The organism is Paracoccus amoyensis (genome assembly GCF_014490725.1).
Classification (GTDB): Bacteria; Pseudomonadota; Alphaproteobacteria; order Rhodobacterales; family Rhodobacteraceae; genus Paracoccus; species Paracoccus amoyensis.
Genome location: NZ_JACOQL010000001.1, coordinates 767,926 through 788,098, shown reverse-complemented (window position 1 = coordinate 788,098; position 20,173 = coordinate 767,926). Strand labels below are relative to the sequence as shown.

Sequence of the window (20,173 nt, the reverse complement as noted above, 5' to 3'; positions counted from 1 at the left end):
ATGGTGATCGAGCAAAGCAAAATGCAATCGCTGGCCAGCACGATGGTCGAACACGAGGTCAAGGGCCGAAGCCCATGGGCCGACGCACGCAAGCGATTCGTGCGCAACAAGGCCGCGATGTTCGGGCTGTGCATCCTGATCTTCGTCGTGCTGTTTGCCATCTTCGGGAACTGGATCGCCGTCTGGTCGAACGAGGAACTTGACTTCAACGTCATGGGGCAAGTCGCCACGATGGGTCAGCCGTCGATCGAAAACGGTCATTATTTCGGCACTGATGATCTGGGCCGCGATCTGTTTTCACGGACGGTGCAAGGCACGCAGATCAGTCTGATGGTCGGCGTTGTCGGCGCGGCCATCGCTGTGATCGCGGGCACGCTTTATGGCGCAACGGCAGGTTATATCGGTGGCCGCACGGATCAGTTGATGATGCGCGCGGTCGATATCCTGATGTCGATCCCCTACATGTTCGTGCTGATCCTGTTGCTGGTCATGTTCGGCCGGTCCATCGCGATGCTGTTTCTGGGCATCGGGCTGATTTCATGGCTGGATATGTCGCGCATCGTGCGCGGCCAGACCCTGTCCCTGAAGAACCGCGAGTTCATCGAGGCCGCCCGCGCGACCGGCGTTTCCACCTGGAAAATCATCATTCGGCATATCGTCCCGAACCTGCTGGGCGTGGTCGCGGTCTATGCCACATTGCTGGTGCCACTTATGATCCTGACGGAAAGCTTCATCAGCTTTCTTGGCTTGGGCGTGCAGGAGCCGCTGACCTCATGGGGGGCCTTGATCTCGGAAGGGTCGAAAACCATGGCCTATGGCACGCTGTGGCAATTGGCCTTCCCACTGTTCTTCTTTGTCATCACCCTGTTCGGCTTTTTCTTTGTCGGCGACGGGCTGCGTGATGCGCTTGACCCGAAGGAGCGTTGAGCATGGCACTTCTTGAAATCAAGAACCTGAACGTCCGTTTCAAAACCAATGACGGCGCCGTTCACGCGGTCAACAATGTTGACCTATCAGTCGACGCGGGCGAACCTTTGGGCATCGTAGGCGAATCCGGCAGCGGCAAATCACAGCTTTCCTTTGCCATCATGGGCCTCTTGGCGCAGAACGGGCAGGCAACGGGCAGCGTGACATTCGATGGGCAGGAAATCCTGAACGCGCCGCCCAAGGTGCTGAACAGGATCCGCGCCGAAAAGATCGCGATGATCTTTCAGGATCCGATGACCTCGCTGAACCCCTATATGCGCGTCTCGGACCAGATGGCCGAGGTGCTGACCCTGCACAAGGGGCTGAGCAGACGCGATGCCCTGGCCGAGTCGGTCGCGATGCTGGATGCGGTCAAAATCCCCGATGCCAAAGGTCGGGTGCGCCTGTATCCGCACGAATTTTCGGGCGGCATGCGACAGCGCGTGATGATCGCCATGGCGCTGCTGTGCCGTCCGAAACTGCTCATCGCAGATGAACCCACGACCGCGCTGGACGTGACCGTTCAGGCCCAGATCATGACCCTGCTGGCAGATTTGCAGCGCGAATTTGGCATGGCGATGATCCTGATCACCCATGATCTGGGCGTTGTCGCCGGCGCTTGCGAGCGCGTTGCCGTCATGTATGGCGGGCGCATCCGCGAACTTGGGCCGGTCGGTCCATTGTTCAGGGAACCGGCGCATCCCTATACACAGGGGTTGCTGGCGGCGATCCCGCGCGTCGATCAAAATGACGACGAACTGGCCGCGATTCCCGGATCACCGCCCAACATGTCGCATCCGCCGCCCGGCTGCGCCTTTGAACCACGCTGCACCTATCGCCGCGATGGTTGCGCCCAACAGCGCCCCGCGCTTGAATACTTCACCGCAGACCGCGCCCGCGCCTGTTTCGCGCCGCTGAGGATGTTCAGGCAGGCCGCGAAACCATTGTGCTGCCAGATATTGATGCCGCCGCAGAAGAGGTAGCCCAGCCATGACCAGACCGCTTCTTGATGTCCGCGACCTGCACGTGATCTTTCGCATCCATTCGCAGGCCGCGATGCCATGGACCAAGCCGCGCAGCCTTTATGCAGTGAATGGCGTAAACTTTACCTTGAACCAGGGAGAGACCCTTGGGATTGTCGGTGAATCCGGCAGCGGAAAATCCACGCTGGCCCGTGCGTTGATCGGGCTGGCCGATGCGACGGGCAAGGCGGAATGGATCGACGGCAAGGATCTGATCGCCATGTCGCCACGCCAGATGATGAAATATCGCAGCGATATCCAGATGGTGTTTCAGGACCCGCTGGCGAGCCTGAACCCGCGCATGACCGTGGGCCAGATCATTGCCGAACCGCTGATCACGCATCGCCCTGGCCTCAGGAAGGCCGAGGTGAAGGAACGCGTCAAGGCGATGATGGAAAAGGTCGGCCTGCTGCCGAACCAGATCAATCGCTATCCGCATGAATTCAGCGGCGGCCAATGTCAGCGTATCGGCATCGCCCGCGCGTTGATTGTCGAACCAAAGCTGATCATCTGTGATGAGCCCGTTTCGGCGCTGGATGTTTCCATTCAGGCGCAGGTCATCAACCTGCTGATCCGACTGCAACGCGAACTGGGCCTGTCGCTGATCTTCATCGCTCATGATCTGTCGGTGGTGAAGCATATCAGCGACCGGGTGATGGTGCTGTATCTGGGCAAGGTTATGGAGATCGCATCTTCCACCGATCTCTATTCCGCCCCGCAGCATCCCTATACGCAGGCCCTGCTGTCGGCGGTGCCGGTTCCCGACCCCGATTTCGACCCGACAAACACTGTCGTGCCGCTGCATGGTGAGTTGCCATCCCCGTTCAACCCTCCGTCAGGTTGCGTCTTCCGCACGCGCTGCCCAAGGGCGCAGGCCCGGTGCGCATCCGAGGTGCCCCTCCTTCTGGGCAATGACCAACAGGTCGCCTGTCACTTCCCCGGTCCGCTGACCGCCGCGGAAATTGCCCGCGCCCGTCAGTCCGAGGTCGCCTGACATGGCAAAACCGGAACCTGCCAATCCGCAGGTTTACGCCGAACGCTGGGCGGCGCTGAAAAACATCCCGCCATTTCTGGCGATGATCTGGCGCGCCAGTCCGGGCCTGACCAGCGTGATGATCCTGCTGCGCCTGATCCGCGCCTTGACGCCGGTTGCGATGTTATGGGTCGGCAAGCTGATCATCGACGAAGTCGTCCGCCTGATCGCGCTGGAGGGTCACCCATCCCAACTGGGTGACTGGTGGATCACGGGCATGGCCAACCACCTGCTGTGGCTGGTGATTGCGGAATTGGCGCTTGCTCTTGGGTCCGACATCATCGGGCGTTTGGTGACCTATACCGACAGCCTGTTGCAGGAAAAGCTGGTCATCTCACTATCGGTGCGACTGATGGATCATGCCTCTGACCTGGACCTTGCCACGTTCGAAGATGCGGCATTTCAGGACCGGCTGGACCGCGCCCGGCGCCAGACGATGGGACGCATTCCCATCCTCGGCCAGGTCATGCAGCAATTGCAGGACAGTGTGACCGTCATCAGCTTCGGCGCGGGTCTGATCGCCTATAACCCCTGGCTGGTTCTGCTGCTTATGATCGCGCTGATCCCCGCGTTCTGGGGGGAAATGCATTTCAACAGCGAACTTTACATGCTGAACTGGCGACGCGCGGCGGACAGGCGGGAACGCGATTACCTGCGCATGATCGGCAGCGCCGCCGATTCCGCAAAAGAGGTCAAGATATTTGGTCTGAACAGCTTCCTGCGCGACCGCTATCACCTGCTGGCCCAACGCTTCTATCGTGAAAACCGCGCCATCTCTCGCCGCCAACTTGCCGTCATGGCGCTACTGACCTCGCTTGGAACACTGTGCTATTACAGCGCCTATCTGTGGATCATCGGCCGCACACTGACCGGCACACTCAGCCTTGGCGATCTGACCTTTCTGTCGGGGAGTTTCCTCCGCCTGCGTGGCTTGATCGAGGGACTGCTGATTTCCTTTTCCAACATGGCTGGCCAGGCGCTTTATCTGGACGATCTTTATAAATTCTTCGATGAGGAACCGCTGATCCAATCCGGCCCGAATGCCTTGCCCATCCCCAACCCGATCCGCCAAGGCTTCGCGTTCGAAAATGTCGGCTTCAAATATCCCGAGGCCGAACGCTGGGCGGTGCGCGGTCTGTCCTTTGAACTTCATGCCGGTGAAACGGTGGCGCTGGTTGGTGAAAACGGCGCGGGCAAAACGACCATCGTCAAGCTGCTTGCCCGCCTTTACGAGCCGACAGAGGGGCGCATCCTGCTGGATGGCCGCGACCTGCGCGATTACGATCTGGATGATCTGCGCGCCTCCATTGGCGTCATTTTTCAGGATTTTGTCCGCTACGCCATGACGGCGGCGGACAATATCGCCGCGGGCCGGATCGACGCGCGGGATGATCGCGGTCGCATCGAAAACGCCGCCGAACGCGCTTTGGCCGATCAGGTGATCGCCAAACTGCCCGCGGGCTATGATCAGATGGTCGGCAAGCGATTTGCCCGCGGTGTCGAACTCTCGGGTGGCGAATGGCAGAAACTGGCCATTGCCCGCGCCTATATGCGCGATGCACAGGTGCTGATCCTTGATGAGCCAACCGCCGCCCTTGACGCCCGCGCGGAATTCGAGGTGTTTCAGCGGTTCAAAGACCTTTCCTCGGCCAAAACCGCGCTGCTCATCTCGCACCGCTTCAGCAGCGTGCGCATGGCCGACCGCATCCTTGTTCTGGAAGATGGCAAAGTACAGGCTCAGGGCACGCATGAACAACTGCTGGTCCAGAACGGTCGTTATCGCGAACTGTTCGAGCTTCAGGCCCAAGGCTATCGCTAGCCTTTCTTCTTTGCCCAAATACCCCCGCCGGAGGCGAAATCCGCGTCACCGACAGCCGTCAGCGCACCACCAACTGGCCCGTGCCTTCGACGGCGCGGCCAATCACCGTCGCTTCGGCAAAACCGTGATCCGCGAAAATCGCCATCGCGCTTTCAACATCCTGTTCGGCAATCGCGACCAGCAGACCACCGCTTGTCTGCGGATCGGTCAGCACGGCGCGATCAATGTCGGTGATCGCCTCGGACAGCCGAACATCTCCGCCGTAGCTTGCCCAATTACGGCCCGATGCGCCCGTGATGTAGCCCGCCGAGGCAAGGTCGGATACGCCAGCCAAAAGCGGCACAGCCGCCCAATCCAGAACCAGATCGCAGCCCGATCCACGCGCCATTTCCAGCGCATGACCGCCAAGGCCGAAGCCTGTCACATCGGTCATCGCATGAGCGCCGGGCAGCCGCGCCAGATCGGGACCGGCCTTGTTCAGCCGTGTCGTCGCCGCGATCATCTGGGCATAGCCTGCATCGCCAAGCGCCCCTTTTTTCAGCGCAGCAGACATGATGCCCACGCCCAGCGGCTTGCCAAGGATCAGCACATCGCCGGGTCTGGCACCCGAATTCCGCTTCACATGGGCGGGATCCATGATACCAAGCGCAACCAGACCATAGATCGCCTCGACCGAGTCGATGGTGTGGCCCCCTGCTATCGGGATGCCTGCATCACGGCAGGCCATGGCACCGCCCTCGAGGATTTTCGCGATGGTTTCAGATGACAGCGTGTTGATGGGCATGCCCACCAGTGACAAAGCCATGATCGGGGTCGCGCCCATGGCATAGACATCGCTGATCGCATTGGTTGCGGCGATGCGGCCGAAATCCAGCGGGTCGTCCACGATGGGCATGAAAAAATCCGTGGTCGCGACCAACGCCTGATGGTCGTTCAATTGATAGACCGCAGCATCATCCGATGTCTCGATCCCCACCAGAAGCTCATCGGGCACGGGCAGCATTCTGGTTCCGCGCAGCAAACCGGTCAGCACGCCCGGGGCTATCTTGCAGCCGCAGCCGCCGCCATGGGAAAGCGAGGTCAGCCGGGGTTCGGTTGTGCGCGGATCATCCATCGGAACGCCTTTCCTGAATACATGCCGCGACGACTCGCGGCGTTTCAGACAGCATAGGCACAGCCATGCGGGCCAGCAACGTGGCGATCCGCCGCCCCGATCCGCGGCCCCGAACCGCCGCCCCGAACCGCAGCTTGCAAATCCCTGCCGAGATCATTCAACTGCGGCACACGCAGCGGAGGATGAACGATGGATAAATTCGAAGATGGCTTGCAGCGCCGCCCGGCCAACCATCAGCCGATGACACCGATTTCATTTCTTGAACGTGCCGCCCGCGTCTATCCCGATCATGTCGCCATCATTCACGGCAATCTGCGCAGCACCTATCGCGAAATGTGGAGGGATAGCCGCCGCCTGGCCTCGGCTTTTGCGGCTCAGGGGATCGGACGTAGCGATACGGTGGCGGTCATGCTGTCCAATACGCCGCCGATGATCCTGGCCCATTATGCGGTGCCGATGGCCAATGGTGCGGTGCTTTTGTCGCTGAATACGCGGCTTGATGCGGCGACGCTGGCCTTTCAGCTGGATCACGCGGAAACAAAATTTGTGATCGTCGACCGGGAATTTTCGACTGTCATGGCCGAAGCATTGAAACTTGCCACGGTCAAACCCATCATCATCGATTTCGACGATCCGGAATATCCAAGCGATGCACCCGCGCCAAAGGGCGACCGCATCGGCACGCTTGATTTCGCCGAGTTTCTGGCCAGCGGCGATCCTGATTACACCTATTCGCTGCCTCTGGACGAATGGGACGCGATCACGCTGAACTACACCTCGGGGACGACGGGCAACCCGAAAGGCGTGGTCTATCACCATCGTGGCGCGGCGCTGATGTGTCTGAACAACACGATCCACGCAGATATGGGCAAGCATCCGGTCTATCTGTGGACGCTGCCCATGTTCCATTGCAATGGCTGGTGCTTTCCATGGACCCTTTCGGTGCAGGCAGGCACGCATGTTTGCCTTCGGTGGGTCCGGGCCGGGGCGATCTATTCAGCGATTGCCGAACATGGCGTTACCCATTTGTGCGGTGCGCCCATCGTGATGTCCACCCTGCTGGCCGCGTCGCCTGACCAAAAGCGCCCCTTGCCGCATCAGGTGAATTTCAACACGGCCGCCGCGCCGCCGCCCGAATCCATCTTGCAGGCCATGGCCGAGGAAGGCTTTCACGTCACCCATGTTTATGGTCTGACCGAAACCTATGGCCCAAGCGTTGTGAATGACTGGAACGGTGCTTGGGACGATCTGCCCGCCGCCACCCAAGCGGCGTATAAGGCGCGCCAGGGGGTCAGATACCTGTCATTATCCGATCTGGCCGTTCTGGACCCCGAAACGATGCAGCCCGTTCCAGCCGATGGCGAAACGCTGGGCGAGGTGATGCAGCGCGGCAATATCGTGATGAAAGGCTATCTGAAAAATCACGACGCGACCGAGAAAGCTTTTGCAAAAGACTGGTTCCATTCCGGCGATCTGGGCGTGATGCACCCTGACGGCTACATCCAACTGAAAGACCGGTCCAAGGATATCATCATTTCCGGCGGCGAGAACATCTCGTCCATCGAGGTCGAAGAGGCGTTGTATCGCCACCCTGCAGTGGCGGCCTGTGCCGTCGTCGCGATGCCTGACCCAAAATGGGGCGAACGTCCCTGTGCTTTCGTTGAGATCCGGGATGGCAATAACACTGACGAAGCCGCCCTGATCGCGCATTGTCGCAGCCTGCTGGCGGGTTACAAAATACCTGCCCGGATCATGTTCGAGGAATTGCCCAAAACATCGACGGGAAAAATTCAGAAGTTCATGCTGCGCGTCAGGGCCGACGATATCGCCAAAGATCGCTGATCCGTGCCTGTGGTATAGCAAGCGGTAGAGATACTTTCACTTAGTTGCGAATTATTCGCATCTGTATTGACTTTATGAGAATCGTTCGCATTTACTGATCCGAACAACACAGATGCGACGGAAAAAATGCGACGAAGAAAGACCACGCTGATAAACGTGATGGCGATCACCATGCTGACTGCTGGAACGGCTCAGGCTCAGGATAAGCTGAAGGTTGTCACCACCTTCACTGTCTTGGCGGATATGACGCAAAACGTCGCGGGCGACGCGGCCGAGGTTGTGTCGATCACCAAACCGGGCGCGGAAATCCATGGCTATGAACCAACCCCGCAAGATCTGGTGCGTGCCCAGGGCGCTGATCTGATCCTGTGGAACGGGCTTAATCTGGAACGATGGTTCGAACAGTTTCTGGCCAATCTGCGCAACATTCCGGAAGTCACCGTAAGTGACGGGATCACGCCTATTGCGATTGCGGGCGGGGATTATGACGGCAAGCCCAATCCTCATGCATGGATGGGTCTGGAAAACGCTTTGATCTATGTCGACAATATTGAAAAAGCGCTAGCCGCCGCGGATCCGACGAACGCGCAGACCTATGCGTCCAATGCCGCGGCCTATAAGGAACAGCTGCAAGCCACCATCGAACCACTGCGCCAACAGATTGAACAAGTCCCTGCAGAGAAACGCTGGCTGGTTTCCTGCGAAGGGGCTTTCAGCTACCTGGCCCGCGATTTCGCGATGAAAGAGCTTTATCTATGGCCGATCAACGCAGATCAGATGGGCACGCCGCGTCAGATCCGCGAGGTGATCGACGGGATCAAGCAGCACGAGATCCCTGCGGTATTCTGCGAAAGCACGGTGAATACGGGCCCGGCCGAACAGGTCGCGCGGGAAACCGGGGCGCATTATGGGGGCGTGCTGTATGTCGACAGCCTGTCCGAACCCGACGGCCCCGTGCCCACCTATCTGGACCTGCTGAAACTTACCTCGCAAACGCTTGCGGATGGCTTGCAGAATGGCTTGAAACGGGTGGAATAAGATGATGACACGTCAGGCACAGACAGTCGATACAAACGATCCGGGCGGCGGCATCATGGCAGATGATGTCACCGTCACCTATCGCAATGGCCACACCGCATTGCGCCACGCCAGTTTTGAAATTCCGCGCGGCACGGTGACCGCTTTGGTCGGTGTCAATGGTTCTGGCAAATCGACGCTGTTCAAGGCGATCATGGGGTTCATTCCATCGGCCAAGGGCAATATCCGCCTGCTGGGCCTGACCGTCGACGAGGCTTTGAAGCGCAATCTTGTTGCCTATGTGCCGCAAGCCGAAGAAGTCGACTGGTCCTTTCCCGTCTTGGTCGAAGATGTCGTGATGATGGGGCGTTATGGCAAAATGGGCTTGCTGCGCCGTCCATCCGAAGCGGATCACGACGCCGTCGATGCTGCCTTGCGCCGTGTGAACATGCAGGATTACCGCCACCGCCAGATCGGAGAGTTGTCAGGCGGTCAGAAAAAGCGCGTCTTTCTGGCCCGTGCTTTGGCGCAGGATGGTCAGGTCATCCTGCTGGACGAACCGTTCACCGGCGTCGATGTCAAAACCGAAGAACAGATTATACACCTTTTGGGCGAATTGCGCGACGAAGGTCGGGTGATGTTGGTTTCGACCCATAACCTTGGCTCGGTTCCGGAATTTTGCGACCGCGTGGTGCTGGTCAAGGGAACCGTGCTGGCCTATGGCCCGACCGAGACAACCTTTACCCGCGCCAACCTGGAAAAGACCTTTGGCGGGGTCTTGCGTCACTTCACGTTGGGCGGTCAGGCGCTGCATGACGACGACGATCCGCGGCGCATCTCGATCATCAGCGACGACGAACGGCCGCTGGTTCAATATGGCGACAGAACGCATGTGCTGGACAGCGCAGAACACAGTCGCGCGGCGCGAGATCATATGAAATGAACCTGCTGCTGGAGCCATTCACCTATGGCTACATGACCAACGCAATGTGGGTGTCGGCCCTTGTCGGCGGGGTCTGTGCCTTTCTGTCGGCATATCTGATGCTGCGCGGCTGGTCGCTGATTGGTGACGCACTGTCCCATTCGGTCGTGCCGGGTGTGGCGGGCGCCTATATGCTGGGGTTACCCTTTGCGCTTGGTGCGTTCCTGTCAGGTGGACTGGCAGCGGCTGCGATGCTTTTTCTGTCGGATCGGTCGGGGCTAAAGGTCGATGTGGTGATAGGCCTGATCTTCACGGCATTCTTTGGTCTTGGCCTGTTCATGATCTCGATCAATCCGGTGTCGGTGTCGATCCAAAGCATCGTCATGGGCAACATTCTTGCCATCACGCCCGAAGATACGCTGCAACTGGCAATCATCGGTTTCGTGTCATTGGCGGTTCTGCTGCTGAAATGGAAAGACCTGATGGTCGTGTTTTTCGACGAAAACCACGCCCGCACCATCGGCTTGCGTCCACGACTTTTGAAGGGCATGTTTTTCGTCCTGCTGTCAGCCTGCGTCGTTGCGGCGATGCAGACGGTGGGCGCTTTTCTGGTCATAGCCATGGTCGTCACACCGGGCGCCACGGCCTATCTGTTGTGCGACCGCTTTCCGCGCCTGATCGTGATGTCGGTTCTGATCGGCACGCTGACCAGTTTTGTCGGTGCCTATCTCAGTTATTTCCTGGATGGTGCGACGGGCGGGATCATCGTCTGTCTGCAAACATTGATTTTCGTTCTGGTATTCATCTTTGCGCCCAAACACGGACTTCTGGCGGCGCGGGCAAAAGCCGCCGCAGCCTTGCGGGAAGGAGCGGCTGAATGATCGAGACCCTGCTGATGCCGTTCCAGTTTCCCTTCATGCAGAACGCCTTTCTGATCGGGGTGATCGTTGCAGTGCCGACGGCCCTGCTGTCTTGTTTTCTGGTCCTGAAAGGCTGGGCACTGATGGGCGATGCGGTCAGCCATGCGGTTCTGCCCGGCGTCGTTCTGGCCTATATCCTGAACTTCCCGCTGGTCATCGGGGCCTTTCTTGCGGGCATGTTCACCGCGCTTGCCACGGGCTTTCTGTCGGAAAACAGCCGGATCAAGCAGGATACGGTGATGGGCGTGGTCTTTTCGGGAATGTTCGGGTTGGGGATCGTGCTTTATACCTCGATCAACTCGGGCGTGGATCTGGATCATATCCTGTTCGGCAATATGCTGGGGGTCGGACTTCAGGATCTGTTGACGGCAGGGATCATCTCGGTCGCGGTGTCGGCACTGTTGCTGATCTTCTGGAAAGACCTGATGCTGTTCGCCTTTGATCCCATTCAGGCGCGGGCGTCCGGCTTGCGGGTTGGCCTGCTGCATTACGGCCTGCTGATGATCCTGTCGCTGACCATTGTCGCGACGCTGACCGCGACGGGGCTGATCCTTGCCGTCGGCCTGCTGATCGCACCGGGCGCAATTGCCTTTCTGCTGGTGCGCAGCTTTGGACGGATGCTGGTCGTCGCGGTCGCGGTCTGCACGATAGCGATGCTGACCGGAACCTATCTCAGCTTCTTTCTGGACAGCGCCCCTGCCCCGACCGTCATTCTGGTGCTGACGCTGATCTTTATCGTGGCATTCATCTGGCGCAGCGTGCAGGCGCGCAAGGCGACGCAGGCCTGACCCTCTGGTCGGCGCGGCGATTTATGCTTAGGTAACAGGCAAGCAAGCGGCCCAAGGGCCAAGGAAAGGCGATCCGATGCTGAAAACCCGCATCATTCCCTGTCTGGATGTGGCTGATGGCCGCGTCGTCAAGGGCGTCAATTTTGTCGATCTGGTCGATGCCGGCGATCCGGTTCAGGCGGCCCGGGCCTATGACGCAGCGGGGGCAGACGAAATCTGTTTCCTCGACATTCACGCGACCCATGAAAACCGTGGCACGATGTTCGATCTGGTGACGCGGACGGCGGAACAATGCTTCGTGCCCCTGACCGTTGGTGGTGGCGTGCGCAGTCACCATGACGTGCGCAATCTGTTGCTGGCTGGCGCTGACAAGGTCAGCTTCAATTCCGCCGCTGTGGCCAATCCCGATGTGGTGGCCGAAGCGGCAGATCGGTTTGGCAGCCAGTGCATCGTCGTGGCGATAGATGCGAAAACTGTGGCTCCGGGGGAGTGGCAAATATTCACGCATGGTGGGCGCCAACCGACCGGCATCGACGCGGTCGAGTTTGCCCGCACGGTCGCAGCCAGGGGCGCGGGCGAAATCCTGCTGACCTCGATGGACCGCGATGGCACGCGGGCTGGCTTCAACATCCCATTGACCCGCGCGATTGCTGATGCGGTAAACATCCCCGTTATCGCGTCGGGAGGCGTCGGAACGCTGGATCACTTTGTGGAGGGTGTGACCGAAGGCCATGCCTCGGCCGTTCTGGCCGCGTCGATCTTTCACTTCGGCACCTTCACCATTGCCGAAGCCAAGGCCCACATGGCCGCTGCAGGAATCCCGATGAGGTTGACATGACCACCGCCATCCAACGCCTTGCCACCACCATCGAGGCGCGCAAAACCGCCGATCCAGATTCCAGTTGGACCGCCAAGCTGCTGGCAAAAGGCCCGGAAAAATGCGCCGAAAAATTTGGCGAAGAAGCGGTGGAAGCCATTATCGAGGCGGTGAAGGGCGACCGCGATCGGCTGACATCCGAGGCGGCAGACGTGATCTTTCATCTGCTGGTCATGCTCACGTCGCGCGGCGTCACCCTGACCGAAGTCGAGGCGGAACTGACGCGGCGCGAGGGCGTATCCGGGATCGCGGAAAGGGCGAACCGCCCCGCGTGACGACATCGAACCCCTTGAAACGGTGCATTTGCGCGAATCCCTTCCCCTTGGACAGCATACAAGGCTATAAGCAAGCAAACGCTGCTGCTTCGGCAGAAGGCGCGAACAACACATGGCAGAGGACGGCATGAGCAACGACCCCAAACACGACAAACATCATGATGGCGACGTGGCCTTTATTCAGTCGCTGGCCGAGCTTTTGAACGCCAGCAATCTGGCTGATATTTCGGTCAAACGTGAATATGGCGAACATGATCGCCTGACGGTCAGCCTGTCGAAGCAGGGGAAACAAGTCACCTATGCCGCCCCACCGGCCTATGTCGCGCCGACTGCAGCAGCGCCCGTTGCAGCGTCTGTAGCAGCGACTGCGGCGGCCACCCCTGCAGCCGCCGCATCGGAAGATCCGGCAACCTTGCCAGGTGCCGTCACCTCGCCCATGGTCGGGACGGCCTATCTGGCGGCTGAACCCGGTGCCGCGCCCTTCGTGCAGATTGGCCAGACCGTGGCCGAAGGCGATACGCTGATGATCGTCGAAGCCATGAAGACCATGAACCACATCCCTGCCCCGCGCGCAGGCACCGTAAAGCGCATCCTGATTGATGACGGCACCCCGGTCGAATTTGGCTCGCCGCTGATGATCGTCGAGTGAGGCGGTCATGTTTGATAAAATCCTGATCGCCAACCGGGGCGAAATTGCCCTGCGTGTGATCCGCGCCTGCCGCGAGATGGGCATTCAGACCGTTGCTGTTCATTCGGTTGCCGATACTGATGCGATGCATGTGCGCATGGCTGATGAATCGGTCTGTATCGGCCCCAATTCATCCACAGAGAGCTATCTGAACCCGGCGGCGATCATTGCCGCGTGCGAAATCACCGGAGCGCAGGCCGTGCATCCCGGCTATGGCTTCCTGTCCGAGAACGCCAATTTCGTTCAGATGCTGGAAGATCACGACATCACCTTCATTGGCCCCAAGGCCGAACATATCCGCATCATGGGTGATAAAATCACTGCCAAGGATACGGCCAAGGCGCTTGGTATCCCGGTCGTTCCCGGCAGCGATGGCGGCGTTGATGATGTCGATGATGCGAAAAAGGTTGCCGCCCAGATCGGTTATCCGGTCATCATCAAGGCAACGGCTGGCGGTGGCGGTCGCGGCATGAAGGTCGCGCAAGATGAAAAAGGTCTTGAAGTCGCCTTCCGCACCGCACGAAGCGAGGCGAAAGCCGCTTTTGGCAATCCAGATGTCTATATCGAGAAATACCTCCAGAAGCCGCGCCACATCGAAATCCAGGTATTTGGTGATGGCAAGGGCAACGCCGTCCATTTGGGGGAACGCGATTGTTCGTTGCAGCGCCGCCACCAGAAAGTGCTGGAAGAAGCCCCCGGTCCGGTCATCACGCCGGAAGAGCGTGCCCGGATCGGCAAGGTCTGCGCCGATGCGATTGCAAAAATCCAATATGCTGGCGCTGGCACCATCGAATTTCTTTATGAAGATGGTGAATTCTATTTCATCGAAATGAACACCCGCCTTCAGGTCGAACATCCCGTGACCGAGGCCATCTATGGCGTCGATCTGGTTCGCGAACAAATCCGTGTCGCCGCAGGCGAGCCGATGGAGTTGGATCAAGACAAGCTGAAGATCAACGGTCACGCCATCGAAGTTCGCATCAATGCCGAAAAGCTGCCGAATTTCAGCCCGTCTCCGGGCCGGATCACCCAGTTCCACGCCCCGGGGGGTCTGGGTGTTCGGATCGATTCGGCGCTGTATGATGGCTACTCGATCCCGCCCTATTACGACAGTTTGATCGGCAAGCTGATCGTTCATGGCCGTGATCGCCCCGAGGCGCTGGCGCGTCTGAACCGCGCCTTGGGCGAATTGATCATCGACGGCGTGGATACCACCATCCCCTTGTTCCAGGCACTTCTGCAAGAGCCTGATATCCAGTCCGGCAATTACTCGATCCATTGGCTGGAACGCTGGCTGGAAAGGCAAAAAGCGGATCTGTGACCCAATTGACGCCCGCGCTGTTGCTGAACGCCTATGCGCAGGGCGTCTTTCCCATGGCCGAAAGCGCGGATGATCCGCAACTGCATTGGTTCGATCCCGCGCAAAGGGGGATTATCCCCGTCGGACGGGTCCATGCCTCGCGTTCCTTACGGCGCGATCTGCGACGCGGTGAATGGTCCGCCCATCTGAATCGTGATTTCGATGCCGTTGTAAGCGCCTGTTCGAACCGCGAAGCAACCTGGATCAACGGACCGCTATTTGCAATTTATCATGCGCTTCATCAGGCCGGTTACGCCCATTCCATTGAAATTCAGAAGGGCGGGCAGTTTGCCGGCGGCATTTTCGGGGTAACGCTGGGCGGTGCCTTTTTTGGTGAATCCATGGTGTCGGGGCAGACCAATGGATCAAAAATGGCACTGCTCTGGACGTCCAGCCATCTGGCCCGCTGTGGATTCACTTTGTTCGATACGCAGTTTCTGACCCCTCATCTGAAAAATATGGGCGGGATCGAAATTTCACGCGGGATCTATAAGGCGCAGCTGAAACAGGCGTTACAGATCAACGCAGATTTCACCGCAAAGCCGCTGCCTGATGCGGATCAGCTTTGGCAGGAAATGACCCAAACGTCGTAGCGCGCATCATCAAGGGCTGACAAGGCGGGCGAAGACGCAATCATCCACCCCGCAAAAACGGTCGTATTCTGCGTCACGTCCTTGATCGTCAATTGTGCATAGGCATCTGAACTGGGGTCGCCCGCCGGATAGCGGCATTCACCCAGACTGACTTCCAACCGGCCATAAGCCGCGGATTCGCCGACGGCCAGATTGATATCGGTTGTACGCCCGGAAACTTTGTCCAAACCCCGCAGCAATGCACCATCCGCGCGGGCGACCTGTTGCGCAGCCGCAGGCAAAGCCAAGCCGAAAATCAATGTGATGGCGGTCAAAAGACGCATCATCGCGTCACCTCGAATCCTGTATGCAAGCTTATTCAGGCTGCCATGCATCATAATCGCGACGCGCAGCGGGTTCCGCACGATAAAGCGAGCCGGTTGGGTGATAGGCCTCGACCGTGCCGGTCAGGTTCGGCAAATGCGGTTTTTCCCACGGCCGATGTTGCAACGGAGCCTTGGTCGGCGGTTCGGCCCAGGTATGATGCAACCAGCCATGCCATTCCGGCGTGATCCGGCTTGCTTCGGACTCGCCGTTGTAAATTACCCAACGGCGTTTGCCGTCCTTGGTCTGGTAGAAGATATTCCCCTGTTCGTCCTCGCCGACCTTTTGGCCGTGCCGCCAGGTCCAGAACTGCGTGTTCCAGGTCTCACTGTTCCACCAGGTGAAAAAGCGGAGGAAGAGGGATTTGGCAGACATGGATAAGACCTCCTGAGGACGTGCTATCTTGGATATGCAGTAATCCGGACGCAAGGTCCAGACTTCGCGATCAGCGCATGTTCAAATCGGCGCGGCAAGCGAATGCAAGCCATGAAAATGGCCGCCGGTCAGGACCTACCGGCGGCCGGGAAAGTGTCGAAGCTGAAAATATCAGCTGGCCGAGGCGCTTTCCTTTTTCTCATCCGAATGGATCAACAATGGTTTCACCGCTGCATTGGTAACGGCGTCTTCGTTCACAACCACTTCCTTGACACTGTCCATGCCCGGCAGGTCGAACATGGTATCCAGAAGGATATCCTCCATGATCGAGCGCAACCCGCGTGCACCGGTCTTGCGCTGGATCGCGCGCTTGGCGATGGCGCTTAGCGCGTCTTCGGTGAAGGTCAGCTGAACGCCTTCCAGATCGAACAGTCGCTGATACTGTTTCACCAAGGCATTCTTCGGTTTGGTCAAAATGATGATCAGGGCCTCTTCATCCAGGTCGGTCAGCGTGGCAATCACCGGCAGACGGCCGACGAATTCAGGGATCAGGCCGAATTTCAGCAGATCTTCCGGTTCCAATTCCTTGAACAACTCGCCTACGCCACGATCGTCATTTTCCTTGACCGTCGCGCCAAAGCCCATCGCCGTGCCCTTGTTGCGCTGCGCGATGATCCGATCCAATCCGGCAAAAGCACCGCCACAAACGAAAAGAATGTTCGTCGTGTCTACCTGCAGGAATTCCTGCTGGGGATGCTTACGACCGCCCTGCGGCGGAACGCTGGCCACAGTGCCTTCCATGATTTTCAGCAATGCTTGCTGAACCCCCTCGCCCGACACGTCGCGGGTGATCGAGGGATTGTCCGATTTGCGCGTGATCTTGTCGACCTCATCAATATAGACGATGCCGCGCTGTGCGCGTTCGACGTTGTATTCAGATGCCTGCAACAGCTTCAGGATGATGTTCTCTACGTCCTCACCGACATAACCAGCCTCGGTCAGCGTGGTTGCGTCAGCCATGGTGAAGGGAACATCCAGAATCCGGGCCAGTGTCTGGGCCAACAACGTTTTACCGCAGCCAGTCGGGCCAATCAGCAGGATGTTCGACTTCGCCAGCTCGATATCCGATTTCGAGCCGTGGTTCAGACGCTTGTAATGGTTATGGACTGCGACAGACAGAACACGCTTGGCATGTTCCTGCCCGATCACATAATCATCCAGCACGCCGCAGATTTCCTTCGGCGTTGGAACACCATCGCCGGATTTCAGACCGGACGATTTCGTTTCCTCGCGGATGATATCCATGCACAGCTCGACGCATTCATCGCAGATGAAAACGGTCGGGCCTGCAATCAGTTTGCGCACCTCATGCTGGCTCTTGCCGCAAAAGCTGCAATAGAGCGTATTTTTGCTGTCGCCGCCGGACTGGTTCGCCATACGTCCAATTCCTTCGTTGCTGCCCGCCATCAAGGTCGAACAGGCGGACTGGCCAAGCCAGTGCCGCTTTGTCATCTGCTGCGGTGCGTAATGCCACCGCAGCCGTTTCTGCTATGTTAAGGACGACGGCCAGCCGTCACAATCCCTAACGAACCTATTTCTTTTCCGGCTCGGCTTTGCCGCGAGGTTCAAGAACCTCGTCGATCAGGCCCCAGTTTTTCGCCTCTTCCGGCGACATATAGCTGTCACGGTCCAGGGCCGCTTCAACTTCCTCCAGCGTGCGCCCGGTGTGGCGAACATAGATATCATTCAGGCGGCGCTTCAGGCTTTCCGTTTCACGCGCTTGAATCAGAAGATCGCTGGCCGTGCCGCGGAAGCCGCCCGAGGGCTGGTGAACCATGATCCGGCTATTGGGCAGCGAATACCGCAGACCCTTTTCACCTGCGGCCAGCAGCAGTGATCCCATCGACGATGCCTGCCCCACCACCAGCGTAGAGACGCGCGGACGGATATATTGCATCGTGTCATAGATCGACAGGCCCGATGTCACGACACCCCCGGGGCTGTTGATATACATGCTGATGTCTTTCGAGGGGTTTTCTGCCTCGAGAAACAGCAGTTGCGCTGAAATCAGCGTCGACATGCCATCATGGACCGGACCCGATACAAAGATGATCCGTTCTTTCAGAAGGCGTGAGAAAATGTCATAGGCGCGTTCCCCGCGAGAGGTTTGCTCAACCACCATGGGAACGAGGGTATTCATATAAAATTCTGCCGGATCGCTCATCTTCAGTCCTTGCCTGTTATTCCCTGTCCCCGCGATTCGACCGGGCATTGATCCCAACTGATATTCGCGAAAGGTTGACAGAGTCTTAGTAACGGGCAAGGTCCACCGCAAGGGATGCGGTGCAAATCGCCGCTCGCAGGTCGGAATTTAAGAAAGGGTGCGCAGATGAAACTGATCGTCGGCTTGGGTAATCCGGGCGCGAAATATGCCGCCAATCGCCATAATATCGGGTTTATGGCGCTGGATCGCATTGCCGCCGATCACGGTTTCACACCGTGGAAAACGCGTTTTCAGGGACTGTCATCCGAAGGGCGTCTGGGCACTGAACGGGTGATGCTGCTGAAACCTTCGACTTTCATGAACCTGTCTGGGCAATCAGTGGGCGAAGCCATGCGCTATCTTAAGTTGACCCCGGCGGATGTTATCGTGCTGCATGACGAACTGGATCTGGCGCCCGGCAAGTGCCGTGTCAAAACCGGGGGCGGTCATGCTGGACATAATGGTCTGCGTTCGATCCATCAGCACATCGGTGCCGATTACGAACGGGTGCGGTTGGGCATCGGGCATCCGGGCCATAAGGATCGCGTTGCGGGTTACGTGCTGTCTGACTTTGCCAAGGCGGATCAGGACTGGCTTGACGATCTGATGCGCGGCGTTTCCGATGGCGCGGCCTATCTGGCCTCAGGCGATGGCGGTCGGTTCCAGAATGCGGTCGCCGCGCGGACCGTTCCGCCCCGCAACACAGGCACCGAGCCACAGGGCAAGCGTTTATCCCCAGAGGTCAAACCGGCCCCAAAACCATCCGAAGCAGCCCCCGAAGATACTCCGCAAAGCTTCGCCGACAAACTGCGAAGCCTGACGCAGCGCTTCAAATGACCGAGGCCGCAGTCCGTCGTGCTTTCCGCGATCAGGCCACCGCCTGCCGTATGCTGGGATCGGACTTTACCGCCGGGATATGCGATATGCTGGCCAGGGTTTTACAGCCAGATCAAGGCCCGGTTGCCGAACAGGTTCTGGGCTGGCGGGGCGATCCCTCGGGAAAGGCCGACTCGGTGCCGTTGCGTCTGTGCGGTGGATTACACGCGCTGGTTCTGACGGGGCTTTCGCCAGATCTGGTGCGGGCTTACACCAATCGCGAGATCGGACCCGCCTTGTTGATCGACGCGATTCAGCGGCATCGTTGCTTTCTTCATGAATGGCTGCAAAGCCCGCCGCAAACCAACGAGGTTGCCAGGTCTGCCGCAATCATTGCCGCTGCCCGATTTATTCAGCAATTCACGACGCTGCCCATGCGTGCGCTGGAACTTGGGTCTTCGGCCGGTTTGAACCTGAATTTTCATAGATGTGACATCGATATAGACAACAAATATCCAGAAGAACATGACGGCGTTATTCTGCGACCAAAGTGGTCGGGGGAAATCCCCCTGGCCGATCTGTCAGTCGCCACGGCCCGTGGTATCGACCTGAATCCGCTGAACCCCGTGACGCACGCGCTTCGTTTGCGCAGTTATTGCTGGCCAGATCAGAAAGATCGGTTGGCGCGATTGGACGCGGCGCTGACACTTGCGCAGCAACACCCGACCACTGTGGATCAGGGGGATGCTGGTGCGTGGCTTAAGGCGCAACTGGATCATGCCACCTTGGGCCAAACAACCTTCGTCTTTCATACGATAGCCGCGCAGTATTTTCCGCGCGACACCCTGACCACCTGCGAGGCCGCATTGCAAAACGCAGGTCGTGCTGCATCGCGCGGTGCGCCGTTGATCCATTTTTCGATGGAATCCGATGGTGGTGACGGCGCTCGTCTGTCCTTGCGACTTTGGGATGGCGCTGAACGTGCATGGATTTTGGGTCGCGCGGATTTTCATGGTCGCTGGATCACGTGGCAGCCCAAGGAAATACCGCCACAAGATGTGAACCTCTTGGCACTTGGTCATTCGCCGAAGTGATTGTAATCTTTTCATAGAGGCGAGGA

The 20,173-nt window shown here is 58.7% G+C and carries 21 protein-coding genes; 16 read left to right on the top strand and 5 right to left on the bottom strand.

Annotated features, from left to right (window positions below):
- Genes H4P12_RS04040 through H4P12_RS04025 form a run of 4 tightly spaced genes read left to right on the top strand, consistent with a single transcriptional unit; the run spans window position 1 to window position 4,840 of the window.
- Window positions 1–927 carry an ABC transporter permease subunit gene (locus H4P12_RS04040; protein WP_187792286.1) on the top strand — a complete coding sequence of 309 codons (927 nt, stop codon included), beginning with the start codon at window positions 1–3 and terminating at the stop codon, window positions 925–927.
- A 2-nt stretch (window positions 928–929) separates the two neighbouring features.
- Complete coding sequence (locus tag H4P12_RS04035; protein ID WP_187792285.1) at window positions 930–1,949, top strand: oligopeptide/dipeptide ABC transporter ATP-binding protein; 1,020 nt, start codon at window positions 930–932, stop codon at window positions 1,947–1,949.
- A 7-nt stretch (window positions 1,950–1,956) separates the two neighbouring features.
- The gene (locus tag H4P12_RS04030) at window positions 1,957–2,982 is read left to right on the top strand and encodes an oligopeptide/dipeptide ABC transporter ATP-binding protein (protein ID WP_187792284.1); all 1,026 of its coding nucleotides are present in this window, start codon (window positions 1,957–1,959) and stop codon (window positions 2,980–2,982) included.
- Window position 2,983: 1 nt separating this feature from the next.
- The gene (locus tag H4P12_RS04025) at window positions 2,984–4,840 is read left to right on the top strand and encodes an ABC transporter ATP-binding protein (protein WP_187792283.1); all 1,857 of its coding nucleotides are present in this window, start codon (window positions 2,984–2,986) and stop codon (window positions 4,838–4,840) included.
- 58 nt (window positions 4,841–4,898) lie between these two features.
- Here H4P12_RS04025 and selD read toward each other — a convergent pair whose 3' ends face one another.
- On the bottom strand, window positions 4,899–5,954 hold the full coding sequence (selD, locus tag H4P12_RS04020) for a selenide, water dikinase SelD (protein WP_187792282.1): 1,056 nt from the start codon (window positions 5,952–5,954) through the stop codon (window positions 4,899–4,901).
- A 189-nt stretch (window positions 5,955–6,143) separates the two neighbouring features.
- On the opposite strand from selD, the gene H4P12_RS04015 reads away from it, so the two are divergent.
- The 10 genes from H4P12_RS04015 (at window position 6,144) to aat (ending at window position 15,236) form a co-directional block, all read left to right on the top strand.
- Window positions 6,144–7,796 carry an acyl-CoA synthetase gene (locus tag H4P12_RS04015; RefSeq protein ID WP_187792281.1) on the top strand — a complete coding sequence of 551 codons (1,653 nt, stop codon included), beginning with the start codon at window positions 6,144–6,146 and terminating at the stop codon, window positions 7,794–7,796.
- 159 nt (window positions 7,797–7,955) lie between these two features.
- A complete protein-coding gene (locus H4P12_RS04010) occupies window positions 7,956–8,834 on the top strand; it encodes a metal ABC transporter substrate-binding protein (protein WP_246448913.1) in 879 nt (292 codons plus the stop codon).
- Window positions 8,835–8,838: 4 nt separating this feature from the next.
- Entirely contained in the window at window positions 8,839–9,756 is a 918-nt protein-coding gene (locus H4P12_RS04005; protein ID WP_187792279.1) for a manganese/iron ABC transporter ATP-binding protein, read from the top strand.
- Window positions 9,753–10,616: a metal ABC transporter permease gene (locus tag H4P12_RS04000; protein WP_187792278.1), complete on the top strand. Its 864-nt coding sequence runs from the start codon at window positions 9,753–9,755 to the stop codon at window positions 10,614–10,616. Before H4P12_RS04005 ends, H4P12_RS04000 begins: the two co-directional genes overlap by 4 nt.
- Window positions 10,613–11,443 (top strand): metal ABC transporter permease, encoded by an 831-nt coding sequence (locus H4P12_RS03995; RefSeq protein WP_187792277.1) that lies wholly within the window; start codon window positions 10,613–10,615, stop codon window positions 11,441–11,443. The genes H4P12_RS04000 and H4P12_RS03995 overlap by 4 nt, the downstream gene beginning before the upstream one ends.
- A 76-nt stretch (window positions 11,444–11,519) precedes the next feature.
- Window positions 11,520–12,281: an imidazole glycerol phosphate synthase subunit HisF gene (gene hisF, locus H4P12_RS03990; protein WP_187792276.1), complete on the top strand. Its 762-nt coding sequence runs from the start codon at window positions 11,520–11,522 to the stop codon at window positions 12,279–12,281.
- Window positions 12,278–12,595: a phosphoribosyl-ATP diphosphatase gene (locus H4P12_RS03985; RefSeq protein ID WP_187792275.1), complete on the top strand. Its 318-nt coding sequence runs from the start codon at window positions 12,278–12,280 to the stop codon at window positions 12,593–12,595. Before hisF ends, H4P12_RS03985 begins: the two co-directional genes overlap by 4 nt.
- 127 nt (window positions 12,596–12,722) lie before the next feature.
- Complete coding sequence (gene accB, locus H4P12_RS03980; protein ID WP_187792274.1) at window positions 12,723–13,244, top strand: acetyl-CoA carboxylase biotin carboxyl carrier protein; 522 nt, start codon at window positions 12,723–12,725, stop codon at window positions 13,242–13,244.
- 7 nt (window positions 13,245–13,251) lie between these two features.
- A complete protein-coding gene (accC, locus tag H4P12_RS03975; RefSeq protein ID WP_187792273.1) occupies window positions 13,252–14,604 on the top strand; it encodes an acetyl-CoA carboxylase biotin carboxylase subunit in 1,353 nt (450 codons plus the stop codon).
- The gene (gene aat, locus H4P12_RS03970; RefSeq protein WP_187792272.1) at window positions 14,601–15,236 is read left to right on the top strand and encodes a leucyl/phenylalanyl-tRNA--protein transferase; all 636 of its coding nucleotides are present in this window, start codon (window positions 14,601–14,603) and stop codon (window positions 15,234–15,236) included. Before accC ends, aat begins: the two co-directional genes overlap by 4 nt.
- Here aat and H4P12_RS03965 read toward each other — a convergent pair.
- From H4P12_RS03965 to H4P12_RS03950, 4 genes are all read right to left on the bottom strand, one after another.
- Entirely contained in the window at window positions 15,203–15,562 is a 360-nt protein-coding gene (locus H4P12_RS03965) for a DUF2155 domain-containing protein (protein WP_246448834.1), read from the bottom strand. The two genes, aat and H4P12_RS03965, sit on opposite strands and share 34 nt — an antisense overlap.
- A 28-nt stretch (window positions 15,563–15,590) precedes the next feature.
- Window positions 15,591–15,974, bottom strand: coding sequence for an NADH:ubiquinone oxidoreductase subunit NDUFA12 (locus H4P12_RS03960; RefSeq protein ID WP_187792271.1), 384 nt, complete (start codon window positions 15,972–15,974; stop codon window positions 15,591–15,593).
- 171 nt (window positions 15,975–16,145) lie between these two features.
- Window positions 16,146–17,411: an ATP-dependent Clp protease ATP-binding subunit ClpX gene (gene clpX, locus H4P12_RS03955; RefSeq protein ID WP_187792478.1), complete on the bottom strand. Its 1,266-nt coding sequence runs from the start codon at window positions 17,409–17,411 to the stop codon at window positions 16,146–16,148.
- Window positions 17,412–17,565: 154 nt separating this feature from the next.
- On the bottom strand, window positions 17,566–18,198 hold the full coding sequence (locus tag H4P12_RS03950; protein WP_187792270.1) for an ATP-dependent Clp protease proteolytic subunit: 633 nt from the start codon (window positions 18,196–18,198) through the stop codon (window positions 17,566–17,568).
- 165 nt (window positions 18,199–18,363) lie between these two features.
- On the opposite strand from H4P12_RS03950, the gene pth reads away from it, so the two are divergent.
- Window positions 18,364–19,074, top strand: coding sequence for an aminoacyl-tRNA hydrolase (gene pth, locus H4P12_RS03945; protein WP_187792269.1), 711 nt, complete (start codon window positions 18,364–18,366; stop codon window positions 19,072–19,074).
- Entirely contained in the window at window positions 19,071–20,147 is a 1,077-nt protein-coding gene (locus tag H4P12_RS03940) for a DUF2332 domain-containing protein (RefSeq protein ID WP_187792268.1), read from the top strand. The genes pth and H4P12_RS03940 overlap by 4 nt, the downstream gene beginning before the upstream one ends.
- Window positions 20,148–20,173 lie beyond the last annotated feature (26 nt).